The 13,987-nt window shown below is 41.5% G+C and carries 14 protein-coding genes and 1 pseudogene; 11 read left to right on the top strand and 4 right to left on the bottom strand.

The genetic code is table 11. The annotated features are described in order from the left end of the window. Positions 1-157: 157 nt before the first annotated feature. From metK to SC79_RS20530, 3 genes and pseudogenes are all read left to right on the top strand, one after another. The gene (gene metK, locus SC79_RS09485) at positions 158-1,360 is read left to right on the top strand and encodes a methionine adenosyltransferase (protein ID WP_039074832.1); all 1,203 of its coding nucleotides are present in this window, start codon (positions 158-160) and stop codon (positions 1,358-1,360) included. Between the two features lie 148 nt (positions 1,361-1,508). Beyond that, positions 1,509-3,407 carry an asparagine synthase (glutamine-hydrolyzing) gene (gene asnB, locus SC79_RS09480; RefSeq protein WP_039074831.1) on the top strand — a complete coding sequence of 633 codons (1,899 nt, stop codon included), beginning with the start codon at positions 1,509-1,511 and terminating at the stop codon, positions 3,405-3,407. A 214-nt stretch (positions 3,408-3,621) separates the two neighbouring features. Then, a pseudogene (locus SC79_RS20530) lies at positions 3,622-3,779 on the top strand (amino acid permease); the annotation flags it as partial. A 256-nt stretch (positions 3,780-4,035) separates the two neighbouring features. On the opposite strand, the gene SC79_RS09475 reads toward SC79_RS20530, so the two are convergent. Continuing rightward, positions 4,036-4,551: a gamma carbonic anhydrase gene (locus SC79_RS09475; RefSeq protein ID WP_039074830.1), complete on the bottom strand. Its 516-nt coding sequence runs from the start codon at positions 4,549-4,551 to the stop codon at positions 4,036-4,038. Positions 4,552-4,599: 48 nt separating this feature from the next. Between SC79_RS09475 and ytpA the strand changes: the two genes are divergently transcribed. Both ytpA and tbcS read left to right on the top strand, forming a co-directional pair. Next, complete coding sequence (ytpA, locus tag SC79_RS09470; RefSeq protein ID WP_039074829.1) at positions 4,600-5,379, top strand: phospholipase YtpA; 780 nt, start codon at positions 4,600-4,602, stop codon at positions 5,377-5,379. 20 nt (positions 5,380-5,399) lie between these two features. Next, entirely contained in the window at positions 5,400-6,503 is a 1,104-nt protein-coding gene (gene tbcS, locus SC79_RS09465; protein WP_039074828.1) for a tetraprenyl-beta-curcumene synthase, read from the top strand. Here the strand turns inward: tbcS and SC79_RS09460 are convergent. From SC79_RS09460 to SC79_RS09450, 3 genes are all read right to left on the bottom strand, one after another. Then, positions 6,493-7,077 (bottom strand): class I SAM-dependent methyltransferase, encoded by a 585-nt coding sequence (locus SC79_RS09460; RefSeq protein WP_039074827.1) that lies wholly within the window; start codon positions 7,075-7,077, stop codon positions 6,493-6,495. The genes tbcS and SC79_RS09460 overlap by 11 nt on opposite strands. Beyond that, positions 7,074-8,042 (bottom strand): TIGR01212 family radical SAM protein, encoded by a 969-nt coding sequence (locus SC79_RS09455; RefSeq protein ID WP_039074826.1) that lies wholly within the window; start codon positions 8,040-8,042, stop codon positions 7,074-7,076. Before SC79_RS09455 ends, SC79_RS09460 begins: the two co-directional genes overlap by 4 nt. An 86-nt stretch (positions 8,043-8,128) precedes the next feature. After that, the gene (locus SC79_RS09450; RefSeq protein WP_039074825.1) at positions 8,129-9,790 is read right to left on the bottom strand and encodes an MFS transporter; all 1,662 of its coding nucleotides are present in this window, start codon (positions 9,788-9,790) and stop codon (positions 8,129-8,131) included. Between the two features lie 144 nt (positions 9,791-9,934). On the opposite strand from SC79_RS09450, the gene SC79_RS09445 reads away from it, so the two are divergent. The 6 genes from SC79_RS09445 to ytrC all read left to right on the top strand — a co-directional run bounded on the left by SC79_RS09445 (position 9,935) and on the right by ytrC (position 13,985). Further along, positions 9,935-11,005, top strand: a complete 1,071-nt coding sequence (locus SC79_RS09445; protein ID WP_039074824.1) for an ArsR/SmtB family transcription factor — start codon at positions 9,935-9,937, stop codon at positions 11,003-11,005. Between the two features lie 137 nt (positions 11,006-11,142). Continuing rightward, positions 11,143-11,415: a YtzC family protein gene (locus SC79_RS09440; RefSeq protein WP_010329522.1), complete on the top strand. Its 273-nt coding sequence runs from the start codon at positions 11,143-11,145 to the stop codon at positions 11,413-11,415. A 153-nt stretch (positions 11,416-11,568) separates the two neighbouring features. Next, positions 11,569-11,706 carry a hypothetical protein gene (locus SC79_RS20965; RefSeq protein WP_052245586.1) on the top strand — a complete coding sequence of 46 codons (138 nt, stop codon included), beginning with the start codon at positions 11,569-11,571 and terminating at the stop codon, positions 11,704-11,706. A 32-nt stretch (positions 11,707-11,738) separates the two neighbouring features. Beyond that, positions 11,739-12,134, top strand: coding sequence for a GntR family transcriptional regulator YtrA (ytrA, locus tag SC79_RS09435; protein ID WP_039074823.1), 396 nt, complete (start codon positions 11,739-11,741; stop codon positions 12,132-12,134). Then, positions 12,127-13,005, top strand: coding sequence for an ABC transporter ATP-binding protein YtrB (ytrB, locus tag SC79_RS09430; protein WP_039074822.1), 879 nt, complete (start codon positions 12,127-12,129; stop codon positions 13,003-13,005). Before ytrA ends, ytrB begins: the two co-directional genes overlap by 8 nt. Beyond that, positions 12,999-13,985, top strand: a complete 987-nt coding sequence (gene ytrC / locus SC79_RS09425) for an ABC transporter permease YtrC (RefSeq protein WP_039074821.1) — start codon at positions 12,999-13,001, stop codon at positions 13,983-13,985. The genes ytrB and ytrC overlap by 7 nt, the downstream gene beginning before the upstream one ends. Positions 13,986-13,987 lie beyond the last annotated feature (2 nt).

Raw genomic sequence — 13,987 nt, 5'->3', positions numbered from 1 at the left:
AAAGACCAAACCCTTTCCTCGATGGAAAAGGTTTTTTTATTTCATAAATATGCCAATTAACATTCTCTAATATAACGTTACATTGTATAAGAGGGAGCGAGTTCCGTATCATATAGACAAGGTCTTTCGGGAGGCCTTGTGCAGGAGGAAGCAAAACATGAGTAAAAATCGTCGTTTATTTACATCAGAATCTGTTACGGAGGGACATCCGGATAAAATCTGTGACCAGATTTCTGACAGCATCTTAGATGAAATTTTAAAGAAAGACCCTAATGCGCGTGTTGCTTGTGAAACATCAGTGACAACCGGGTTGGTTCTTGTCAGTGGGGAGATCACAACATCTACGTATGTTGACATTCCAAAAACGGTTCGCCAAACCATTAAAGAAATCGGATACACACGTGCGAAATACGGATTTGATGCGGAAACTTGTGCGGTTTTAACATCAATTGACGAACAGTCTGCTGATATCGCGATGGGTGTAGACCAAGCGCTTGAAGCCCGTGAAGGCACAATGAGCGATGAAGAAATCGAAGCGATCGGTGCCGGTGACCAAGGTTTAATGTTCGGTTATGCGTGCAACGAAACGAAAGAGCTTATGCCTCTTCCGATTTCACTTGCCCATAAATTGGCCCGCCGCCTAAGTGAAGTCCGTAAAGAAGATATTCTTCCGTACCTTCGCCCTGACGGCAAAACACAGGTAACGGTTGAGTACGATGAAAATGACAAACCTGTCCGTATTGACGCGATTGTTATTTCAACTCAGCACCACCCTGAAATTACGCTTGAGCAAATCCAGCGCAACATTAAAGAACATGTCATCAATCCGGTTGTTCCTAAAGAGCTGATTGATGAAGAAACAAAATATTTCATCAACCCTACAGGACGTTTCGTTATCGGAGGCCCTCAAGGGGATGCGGGACTTACAGGGCGCAAAATCATCGTTGATACGTACGGCGGCTATGCTCGCCACGGCGGAGGCGCGTTCTCAGGCAAGGATGCGACAAAGGTAGACCGTTCTGCTGCTTATGCAGCGAGATACGTTGCGAAAAACATCGTTGCGGCTGAGCTTGCTGATTCTTGCGAAGTACAGCTTGCTTACGCGATCGGTGTTGCACAGCCTGTGTCAATCTCAATCAACACATTCGGTTCCGGAAAAGCTTCTGAAGAAAAACTGATTGAAGTTGTTCGCAATAACTTTGATTTACGACCTGCCGGCATTATCAAAATGCTTGATTTACGCCGTCCGATCTACAAACAAACTGCTGCGTACGGCCACTTTGGACGTCACGATGTTGATCTTCCGTGGGAGCGCACAGACAAAGCGGAGCAGCTGCGCAAAGAAGCGTTAGGAGAATAATTTTATAGCCGCTTACTGGTTAAGCGGCTTTCCTTTTTTGTTGTTGGATTCATGTTTGTTTTTTTATATAACTGTGAAACCAAATCCTATTCACAGCGTCTATAAATAGGGGTTCAATGATGACAATTTTAATTATGGAGGCAATACTATGTGTGGATTTGTCGGGGTTTTTAACAAGCATCCGTTAGCTCAAACCGCTGATCAAGAAGAACTAATCAAACAAATGAACCAAATGATCGTTCACCGCGGTCCTGACAGTGATGGATATTTCCATGATGAGCACGTTGGATTCGGATTCAGACGGCTCAGCATTATTGATGTAGAAAATGGCGGACAGCCTTTATCATATGAAGATGAAACCTATTGGATTATCTTTAACGGAGAAATCTATAACTATATTGAACTTAGAGAAGAACTAGAAGCAAAGGGGTATACATTCAATACAGATTCGGACACAGAAGTTCTTCTTGCGACTTATCGCCACTACAAAGAAGAAGCGGCGTCCAAACTCCGCGGGATGTTTGCCTTTCTGATTTGGAATAAAAACGATCATGTGCTATATGGAGCCAGAGATCCGTTCGGCATTAAGCCGTTGTACTACACAACGAGTAATGATCAGGTTTATTTTGCCTCAGAGAGAAAAAGTTTAATGGTTGCTCAGAATGAGATTGAAATAGACAAAGAGGCATTGCAGCAGTACATGTCTTTCCAATTTGTTCCTGAACCAAGCACGCTTGATGCTAATGTGAAAAAAGTAGAGCCGGGTTCACAGTTTACAATCCGCCCGGATGGCGATATCTCATTCAAAACGTATTTCAAAGCGAACTTCAAGCCTGTTCAGACAGAAGAAGACAAGCTAGTGAAAGAAGTCAGAGACGCGATCTATGACTCTGTAAACGTTCATATGAGAAGTGATGTTCCTGTCGGTTCATTCCTGTCTGGCGGAATTGATTCTTCCTTTATTGTATCCGTTGCGAAGGAATTGCATCCGAGCTTAAAAACATTCTCTGTCGGTTTTGAGCAGCAGGGCTTCAGTGAAGTTGATGTAGCGAAAGAAACTGCCGCGGCATTAGGTATTGAAAATATCAGCAAAGTCATTTCCCCTGAGGAATATATGAACGAGCTTCCGAAGATCGTATGGCACTTTGATGATCCGCTTGCTGATCCGGCAGCGATTCCATTGTACTTTGTTGCAAAAGAAGCGAAAAAACATGTAACGGTTGCCTTATCAGGAGAAGGTGCGGACGAGCTCTTCGGCGGATATAACATTTACCGTGAACCGCTATCCCTTAAACCGTTTGAACGCATTCCGTCCGGCCTGAAAAAGATGCTTCTGAACGTTGCGGCTGTTATGCCTGAGGGTATGAGAGGAAAGAGCCTGCTTGAACGCGGCTGCACGCCGCTCCAAGATCGTTATATCGGTAACGCGAAGATCTTTGAAGAGTCTGTCAAAAAACAGCTCCTGAAGCATTACAATCCGAACCTTTCATATCGCGATGTGACGAAGACTTACTTTACCGAGAGCAGCTCCTACAGCGATATCAACAAAATGCAGTATGTCGATATCCACACATGGATGCGCGGGGACATTTTGTTAAAAGCCGATAAAATGACGATGGCGAATTCCTTGGAACTCCGTGTGCCATTCTTGGATAAAGTTGTATTTGATGTGGCTTCAAAAATTCCTGATGAGCTGAAAACGAAGAACGGCACAACGAAATATCTTCTTCGCAAAGCCGCTGAAGGAATTGTGCCTGAACACGTATTAAACCGCAAAAAGCTTGGTTTCCCTGTACCGATCCGTCATTGGCTGAAAAACGAAATGAACGAATGGGTGCGGAACATCATTCAGGAAAGCCAAACGGATGCTTATATCCACAAGGATTATGTCCTTCAGCTTCTTGAAGACCATTGTGCGGACAAGGCTGATAACAGCCGTAAAATCTGGACTGTACTGATCTTTATGATCTGGCACAGCATCAATATCGAAAAACGCTATATGCCTGAAGAGCTGAACCATCAGCCTAAAGAAGTCATCTTTGTATAAACAGACAAGGCTTTCGATTCGTCGAAAGCCTTGTTATTATTCCTATATTTTTTCATCATCATTGATTACCCAATCCACACAAAGAATTCAGAAAAATAATTTATTTACATTTTTTTCGAGCGGGAAAGGCAGCAGGCAAAAACAAACCTGCACCGCTGACTCGAAGAAAGGCACAGTCCTTTAATGTCTTTAGAAACTGCCTTAATGTGGGGGGGCATGTTTGGCATTTGTCGTTATTCTGATGGCTTACAGTCCCGATACAAGAGTAGCCGTCATTGTCGGACTTGGTTTCTCATTTTACTTGCCGTTTATTATGCTAAAGGTTTCCACAAGAAAAATGCGGCTGCTGCCAGCGAGCGAAATATCAGTTGACCAAAAGAGCTCCCAGTGAGCTCTTTTTTTGTGTGTTCATAGAAAATCAAGAACAGGAAAGAATAGGCATATGTTTTTAACAGGTTGGCTAACGTTGCGAATCTTGTTTTATGATAAGATAAAAGTCATACGTTTGATCCCATATGTGAATGTTTTATGGAAAAATCAATACCCGAACTCTCATTACATCCGGGTCAACGATGGTTATTGCTTTCAAACATAATTTGAAAAATGGTAAAGTAAGACGAAGCAGGTCTTATGTTTGTTGAAGTGATTTATAATATTGGCCCTTCGCTACATATTCCGACCGTATTCTTTGCATATCTTGCCGGTCTTCTTCCGTCAAAGGGCGGATGACTTTTGCAGGACGGCCAAAGGCGAGATGGCCTGGCGGAATGGTTTTTCCCGGCGGGACAAGACTCCCGGCACCAATAAAGGCGCCTTCGCCAATTTCGGCTCCGTCTAAGATGATTGAGCCCATGCCGATTAAGGCGTTTTTGCGGATAACAGCGCTATGAAGTGTAACCTGATGGCCTATTGTGGCGTCATCTTCAATGAGAAGCGTCCGATTCGGGCTTTGATGGAGACAGCTTAGATCTTGGATATTGACTCTGTTTCCGATTCTGGTAGGCGCGACATCTCCCCTTATGACAACAGAAAACCAAATGCTGGACTGTTCTCCGATAATGACATCTCCGGTTATTGCTGCATTATCAGCTATAAAGGCTGTTGGGTGGATATCTGGCGTGTGTTCCTTATAAGGGTAGATCATAGTATTCATCCTTCTTTCTCTATTTAAATTTCGTATGAGGTGAAGAGCATGTGGACCTGGAAAGCAGATAGACCTGTTGCCGTGATTGTGATGATCCACGGAGCAAGTGAATATCACGGACGATATAAATGGCTGATTGAAATGTGGAGATCTTCGGGTTATCACGTTGTCATGGGCGACTTGCCGGGCCAGGGGACAACCACAAGGGCCAGAGGTCATATTCGCTCATTTCAAGAATACATTGATGAAGTAGATACTTGGATAGATAAAGCACGAACCTTTGAGCTGCCGGTTTTTCTTCTCGGCCACAGCATGGGCGGCCTGATTGCGATTGAATGGTTTAAACAGCAAAGAAATCCCCGCATTACGGGAATTATTTTATCATCACCGTGTCTCGGACTGCAAATGAAAGTCAATAAAGCGCTTGATATTGCATCAAGAGGTTTAAATGTCATCGCCCCGTCGCTTAGGGTTGATTCAGGTTTATCACTTGATATGGCGACGCGCAATGAGGACGTCATCGAGGCCGATCAAAATGACTCGTTATATGTCAGGAAAGTTTCTGTCAGATGGTACAGAGAGCTTTTAAAAACAATTGAGGCAGCAATGGTGCCGACAGAAGCGTTTTTGAGAGTGCCGCTTCTTGTGATGCAGGCCGGTGACGATAAGCTTGTTGACAAAACAATGGTCATCAAGTGGGTTAATGGTGTAGCTTCCCATAATAAAGCGTACAGAGAGTGGGAAGGGCTTTATCATGAAATATTTAATGAACCCGAAAGAGAAGATGTCTTTCAAGCAGCAAGAGCGTTTACTGATCAATATATTTGAATAAATTGGGGGTGCATGTGTTGACAGTACCGGAACATCCTTTTGGACTGATGGCAAAAGTATATCGAGATATTTTTCCGCTCGTTCATCAAGAGCTGGACATATGGAAGCGAAAATCAGAATCTATTCATAACAGTGAATTAAAAGCACAGGCAACCGCAAGTATTCGAGACAAAACGTTTCACTGTGAAGGCGGCGGCATACTGGCGTTATTGTCAGGCGATCAAAAACAGAAATGTGTCGAGTTTATTATCGCGTACCAAACGATCAGTGATTATCTGGACAATCTGTGCGACCGCAGCACATCGCTTGATCCGCGGGACTTTCGGATGCTCCACGCCTCAATGCAGGATGCGCTGACAGTGGGAGCGGAGCCGCAAAATTATTATCAATTCAGAGAAGAACAGGACGACAGCGGATATTTACATGAACTGGTCAAAACGTGTCAGCGTGTTCTTGGTTCCATTGAGCACTATGACATGATAAAACCGTATCTGCTGGAACTGTGCGGCTATTATTGCGATTTGCAGGTGCATAAGCATGTCATTGAGCACGAGCGTGTTCCGAGGCTTGAGAAGTGGTTTACTCAATATGAATCAGGGCTGCCTGAGATGGAATGGTATGAGTTTTCGGCTTGTGCAGGTTCTACATTAGGCATTTTCTGTCTTGTTGCGTATTCGTTCCAGCCTGATTTTACAGAAAACACCGCTAAAAAAATCCGCAATAGTTATTTTCCTTATATACAAGGCCTTCACATTCTGCTCGATTATTTGATTGATCAGGAGGAAGACTTGCTGGAAGGGGACTTGAATTTCTGCTCGTATTATGAGTCGCATGAAGAAATGATGAAGCGGCTTGAGCATTTTATCCAAAAAGCCGATGAACATTTGCACGGCATTCCGCATGAAAACTTCCATCGTTTAATCAATCGCGGCCTTTTGGGCGTTTATTTGTCAGATGATAAAGTGGCGGGCCAAAAGGAAATGGGGCGGCTCGCGAAGAAGCTGATCAAAGCAAGCGGAAAAACCTCCTTTTTCTTTTATATCAACGGCAGGGCCTACCGAAAATTTCAAAAAATGGCCTGGGTGAAAAACTCAAAGAAAAAAGCTCAAATCATTTGCTGATTTGAGCTTTTTTTTCGATGGCGACAATAAATGGCGGGTCATTTTGCTGATTGATAAATCCATATGTCAGCACACGGGCTGCTTGCTGATCCAAGCTTCGGCAAAAGTCGAGTACATCGTTTTTTTCAGCTTTGCCTTCAGGGTGGCCATGATAGACGACCAGAACAATCAAGCCCTCATCTTTCATAACGCTGAGAAGCTGTTCGATCGCTTTAATGGTTGACTGGCCGTTCGTCGTAACTGATTTTTCACCGCCCGGGAGATAGCCGAGGTTAAACACAGCGGCCGCCACTTTGCCGTGTGTTTCCGGCGAAAGGGATTCAGCGATTTTGTCATGGCTTTTGTGAAATAACGTTGTTCTCGCTTGATATGTCTCGCCAAGCCGTTCCTTCGTATTGGCCACGGCTGATTCTTGGATGTCGAATGCGTACACATGGCCGTTTTCACCGACGAGATCCGCTAAGAACTGCGTATCATGTCCGTTGCCCATCGTGGCATCTACGACGATATCTCCTTCTCCGGCAGCCATTTTCAGCAGTTCTTTGCTGTAAGGAAGGATTTTTTTCAATATCATAAAGCTGATTCCTCCTGAACTCGTTGAAACAACTTTCCTTGATAGCTGCCGCGGTTTTCAAGCTCTTTATGAATGGCGCCGAGCACTTCCCATTTGTTGACGCTCCACATTGGCCCGACCATCAATTCAATCGGCCCGTCACCTGTAATGCGGTGCACGATCATTTCCGGAGGAATGATTTCAAGCTGATCGCAGACGAGCTGGACATATTCATCTTGTGAAAGGAATTCGAGTTTTCCCTTTTCATATTGCTTGACCATCGGCGTGCCTTTCAATAGGTGCAGCAGATGGATTTTAATGCCTTGGACGTCCAAATCTGCGACGGCCTTAGCGGTTTCCATCATCATGTCCCGATCTTCCAACGGCAGTCCGTTAATAATATGCGAGCATACACGTATGCCGTGTTTTCTTAACTTATTGACGCCTTCCACATAGCAGTTAAAATCATGTGCGCGGTTGATGAGAAGAGCAGTCCGTTCATGAACTGTTTGAAGCCCAAGTTCGACCCACAAATATGTGCGTTCGTTCAGTTCCGCCAAATAGTCAACGACATCGTCTGGCAGACAGTCCGGACGTGTGGCGATCGAAATGCCGACCACATCATCAAGCGCGAGGACGGATTCAAATTTCTCACGAAGCACCTCAACCGGGGCGTGCGTGTTTGTGAAAGCCTGGAAATAAGCGATGTACTTGCCGTCCTTCCATTTTTCGTGCATGCGGTTTTTGATGTCGTGAAATTGCGTCATTAAATCATCGGCCCGGTTTCCGGCAAAATCGCCTGAGCCTGCTGCACTGCAAAATGTACAGCCGCCGTGGGCAACGGTGCCGTCCCGATTCGGACAGTCAAAGCCGCCGTCTAGCGCCACTTTAAACACCTTATGGCCGAAATGTTCTCTAAGATGATAATTCAATGTATGATAGCGTTTTTCCGTATTTGAATAAGGAAAAGGATTGTTCTGCATCACAATTCATGTGCCTCCTTGCGTACAATTGCATCCTAAAATTGTAGCACGAAAGAAGATACGGGACAAACTAATCCCATACATAAACGTTATAAGGAACTTGTTTTTTCTTGCTTCACTCTTTGTTTTCTTGGAGATATATCACTGAATAGAGAAAAAATAATTCCAAGTACAAGAATAATGCTGCCAATCTTAAACGTAAAGTTGAAGCTGTCACTGATTTTCTCGTTATAAAGTCCTGCTATTTTGTCCTGAAGAATGATGACTTGCTCTCTTTGCTTTTTAAACGTTTCTTTAACTGTATCTTTGTATGGCTTGGGTGTTTTAGAGAGAAGTTCTTCTTCTTTTTGATTTAGTTCTTTCATTGTTTTTTCCTGGTCAAATGTGTTACTGTCTGACTGGCGCAAATGGGCGATCATTTCTTTTTTGGCCATTTCATCAAATGCAGGATTATCTTCAGTAATTTTTACAGCTTCTTTTGTCGCGGAATCTACATGATGATTGATGCTTGTTGTTAGGACACTAGTAAGAATAGCGATCCCAACTGCTTGTCCTACAGTCCTCATCATATTTAAAATCCCTGATGCGATACCGATTTTTTCTGTGGGAATTAACCGAATTCCTGAACCCATAGCAGGCCCAATGATAAGTCCTAAAGCTAAGCCGGATATACATAGAAGAATGATTACAAATGAAATAGAACTGTCATATCTTATATAACTATAGAAGTAAGTAGATATTGTTAACCCCGTCATACCTAAACAAGAAAATAAAGCGCCTCCTAGTTTATCCGATAACTTTCCAGATAGAACAGAGGTAAACATAGAAGATAAAGCTAAAACAGATACAATTAGACCTGCCTCTAATTCTGTTTTTCCCATTAGATTAGTAAGCAGTAAAGTGATGATAAGAGTTCCACTCGTTAGTCCTAGCCCTTGCATAAAAAGTGTTAATGAACTAAAAGTGAATGTCTTTACCTTTAGCATTGATAAAGGGACCATTGGGTATTTTATTTTTGATTCAATATAGAAGAATAATATAAGTAATAGCATTGATATACTTATAAAAATAAGAAATGTGAAAGATGTCCAGCCTAAATCTGATACTTTAGCAAAACCAAATGTTAAACAGAATAGAGCTCCAGACAAAATGAGCATACCAATATAATCAACTTTTTTATTGGCTGAGTTATCATAGCTTTCCGTTATGAACATAGCAGCAAAAAAGATAGCGATCATGCCTAGAGGAATATTGATGAAAAATATAGATTGCCAATTAAAGTTTTCAGTTAACAATCCGCCGAGAACAGGGCCTAATGTCGCGGCAAGCCCTGAAAAAGCTCCCCAAATTCCAATAATCATTCCTTTTTTTTCTTCGGGCACAATTTCGAGAGCAATTGGCATTGTTACTGGAACAATAAAAGCGGCTGATAAGCCTTGAATGACTCGAACTGCAATCAGCATTTCAATGGATCCACTTATACATGCCAGAAATGATGTGAAAATAAAAAGGCCTAATCCAAATATAAACGCTTTTTTTCTTCCAAAATGATCAGCTAGTTTAGATGCAGCAACTAGCATAACAGCGAATGCTAGTGTATAGCCTGTAGCAACCCAGGCCACTTGAGATAGTGTGCAGGAAAAATCAGATAACATTTCAGGTAGTGCGATGTTTACTATTGTTGTATCCATTACAGAAATAAATGTACCTATCAATAAGGATAGTAATGATAATTGATTTTTAAATTTCATCTTTGCCTCCTAATTAGATGACGATCTAACTATTGTTTTATGTTCATCTAATAATAGTTCAATCTCCTTGTATTTGTCAATCACTCGGAATAACCGTTTGAATCATTTATAATAATATAACTGGGTTCGAAAGGAGTTTTACACATGGAGGTAAAAGTGAATGACGCAGTGTCAGGGTTTTTAGATAAAATATCTGCTTTACTTTTTGTTAAACATGAATCTTTTTATAAGGAATACTGGCAAAAACTAAATGTGAAAGTAGAGGTTGAATATTTTCAAGCATTAGAAGAATTAAAAGGAATTAAAAAAGATTACAGTGATTTTTTGGACTTTTATTTCAATAGTTTTCGTCAGTATGGGGATGTTGTAAACGGCAATATTTTTTGTTTAGCAACAACGTTTTTTAGAATTTCTGATCTTTATGATAAAAACTTTTATGACATTATTCAGATGCTGAGAGAAAGCCCTGAAGAAAAGATAAGGATCAATATCGCCGAGTCACTCTTATACTTAGAGGGACAGTCAAATCGAGGTGAGGAGGGATATGCGGAAACTGAAGAGGAATTTTTTATTTTGCTAAAAAAACTGGCAATTACCAGTGAATCAAAATGGAATGTATTTGAGGTGATAAAGCAGCCAACAGCCTATATACAATCTTTTTGTGAAACATTATTGAAAATCAATGAACAGCTTGATAAAGCTTTATCAAAATTGAGCTCTCAACAGAAAAAGTGGATTGCTCAGTTAAACAAAATGGAAAAGGACCTCCCGATACATATTATTGAGACAATCAAAGGGAAGCATTATTTGGACAATTGTGATGTTTACATCTATCCTATTCTCAATCCTTATACAGCGGTTATTACAAAATCTCGAAATGTAATTTATTTAGGACTAGGATACTCAGCTGATAAATTTTTCATGACCCAACATGATGAACGTATTGATAAAATGAGTACATTTTTAAAATTGCTTTCAGATAATAGCAAATTTAAAATTCTCATGCTCCTGAAAAATAAAAAATTATACGCAAATGAAATAGCTGACATCTTAAAGTTGTCAAACGCAACAATTTCGCACCATATGAGAATATTGGCTCTTCATGGATTGGTTCACACGACAAGAATCCAAAATAGAACTTATTATTATTTAGACGACCAAACCATTCGTTTGATGTTGGACAATTTGTATCATAGCTTGATGGTAAATGATTAATGTTAGGGTATCCAGAAAACCATAATCAATTCGTTTTATGCAAATAAAGAATTGGATTGTTTACCTAGAAAAACTGCTCATGACAATATCTTTGGGAAGCAAACTATAGGTGATTCTTCTTCTTAGGAGGGGTTACTGTGGCAACAAGGCAATCAGTAGATGAACATCTCCAGCAATGTATGCAGGTGTATGATTATGCTGAGGAACAGATAAAAATCGCTTCTAAACAAGAGCATTATAACGATCAAGAATATAGTGAGGCGCAAATGCAGCTTGAAAATGCGGTAAACGCCTTAAACAAGCTGTGGCTGTCGTCAAATGACCAGCAGAGAGAACAGCTGTACAGAATGAGGCTTCAGCTTCAAGCTTTGCAAAATCATATGATCCTGCAGCACCCTCTAGATGTGTAGGAAACGGACCCTTTTGATAAGGGTCCGTTTTTTGTAAAAAAGGATTGACTTTGTATGTCAAAGTGCTTATTGTATTAAGTGTACTAATTGAAGTAATACACTACAAACACTGATGAAAAAGTCATTTATATATGGAAATAAAGGGAGGCAGTTATGAAGCATAAAAAACGAAACAAACGTGACGTGCCAATGCTGATCGCGGCATCTGTGATCGCTTGTTCTGTTTTTCTAGTCCTTGTGATGATCGGTTTTGAATGGCAAAAAAGCATAATCGATTCGTTTTATCTATAAAGGCTCAGATCGTATAGAAAGTAGGGAAGTAAATGATTCAAATCGATCCAAGAAGCTCAACACCTATTTACGAACAAATCATTCAGCAAATGAAAGAGCTTTGTTTGAAAGGGATCATGAAGTCTGGTGATAAGCTTCCTTCTGTCAGAGAATTGGCGACGATCATTATTGCGAATCCGAACACTGTCAGCAAAGCGTACAAAGAGCTTGAACGTGAGGGGATTATCGAAACGCTGCGTGGCAGAGGGACCTATATTTCGGAGCAAGCAAAAACGACTTTGGTTGAAGGGAAGATGACGATGATTAAAGAGCAACTGAAACAGCTCATCATCGATGCCCATTATGCAGGGGTTGAGCTGGAAAAACTGCAGGAATGGATGAAGGAAATCAGCGCTGATGTGAAAGGAGGCCGACGAGAGGATGATTGAATTACGGAAGCTGTCAAAAACGATTGACGGCAATCAAGTATTAAAAGATGTTTCGTTAACGATTGAAAAAGGAGAAATTTTCGGGCTGCTCGGCCGCAATGGTTCAGGCAAAACGACGATGCTTCGCTTAATCCAGCAAATCATTTTCGCAGACAGCGGGACAGTTTTTTTTGACGGCGTAGAAATCAAAAAGCATTCGAAGGTCAAACAGAATATCATCTACATGCCTGTTCAAAATCCTTTTTACGACAAGTATACATATAAGCAGCTTGTCGACATTCTGAGAAGAATATATCCGAAATTTGATGTTACGTATGCGAATGAGCTCATGAATCGATACGAAATTCCGGAATCGAAAAAATACCGCGAGCTGTCGACGGGTTTGAAAAAACAGCTTTCTCTCGTTCTGTCGTTTGCGGCGAGACCGGCATTGATTCTCCTTGATGAACCAACGGACGGAATAGACGCGGTGACAAGACATGATGTACTCCAGCTGATGGTCGATGAAGTGGCGGAGCGTGATACGAGCATCCTGATCACTTCCCACCGCCTTGAAGACATAGAACGGATGTGCAACCGAATTGGTTTTCTCGAAGATAACAGGCTGACGAATGTGATGGATCTTGATGAGCTAAAAGAAGAATACATCAAAATTCAAATGGCGTTTGATACAGATGTCAACTTGGAGATCAGAGAACAAAACATTCCGTTGCTCGATCAGGCCGGCGTGTTTTATACGGTGCTGATTCCGAAAAGCGACGAGGAGAAAAAGAGCTTTTTGAGAGAGCTGAAGCCAAAAGTATGGAATGAGCTTCCTGTCAACTTAGAAGAAGTGTTTATTGCGAAGTTTGGAGGGAAGCGGAGATGGTAGACCGTGGTCTCCTCTATCGAGAGTGGAAACAGAATCAAGTGGTGATTTTGCTAAGTATTGTCTTTTTAGTGCTGGCAAATCCGCTCACTATTGTGAATACGTATTTGTCTTACCAAGGGTGTCTTGCGCATCAAGACCCGCAATATTGTGATTTTATTGTCAATTACAAAATAAGCAATCTGATAGATATCAACTGGTTGCCGGGTGTCATCTTGGCGGTCTGTTTTCTGGGAATGGAGCGTTCGAAAGGCACCATGGATTTTATACTAAGCCTTCCGTATAACAGAATCCAAATTTTTCAAACGAAATTTTGGTTAGGCGGTTTTGTGATTGTATTATCGCAATTGATTGGCTTTTTGCTGGCATGGCTGCTGATTCTAGTTTATCAACCTGAGCATGTCTACTTTTTCGAGCACAGCAGCGTTGGAGTGATCGTGATTAGCTTTATGGCCTACTCATTAGTGATGGCCGCCGGAGCGATAACTGGAAATGCTTTTGCCCAACTGTTAACAGCGTTTTCTGCAGCTATCTTGCCGTATTTAATTGTTGCATTGCCGCTCGCCAATTTAGAGATCGTTTTTAATTTCCATATATACGAATTTTTCTCTTCCGTAGAAGGTTATTATGAGATGGAAAACAAACTTATGTATCTATTGCCTATGGTTTTTGTTGGGGATGACTGGCTTTCCGATAACAGATATATTTTATTGATTCCGGCTGCCATGAGCATTCTGTTTTACTTGGTTGGTTATATAAGCTTCAAAAAGCATCCAAGTGAGCGAAACGGACACTTTTTCCTTTGGAACAGATTAGACCGTCCTGTACAAATTCTGGTGATGGCTTTCGGCATCCTTGGATTTGGTTTATTTGGATATTCTACCGGACATTCCATTATTGGTTATATTTTTGGAATGATCATTGGAGCTGTAGTTGGATTCTTTGTGAGCTATTTCTCTATTTATAAGAAAACAAAATATTAAGA

Source organism: Bacillus sp. MSP13 (assembly GCF_000815295.1).
GTDB lineage: Bacteria > Bacillota > Bacilli > Bacillales > Bacillaceae > Bacillus > Bacillus vallismortis.
Note: the sequence above shows the minus strand (reverse complement) of the source record. Positions and strands in the feature narration are given on the sequence as shown.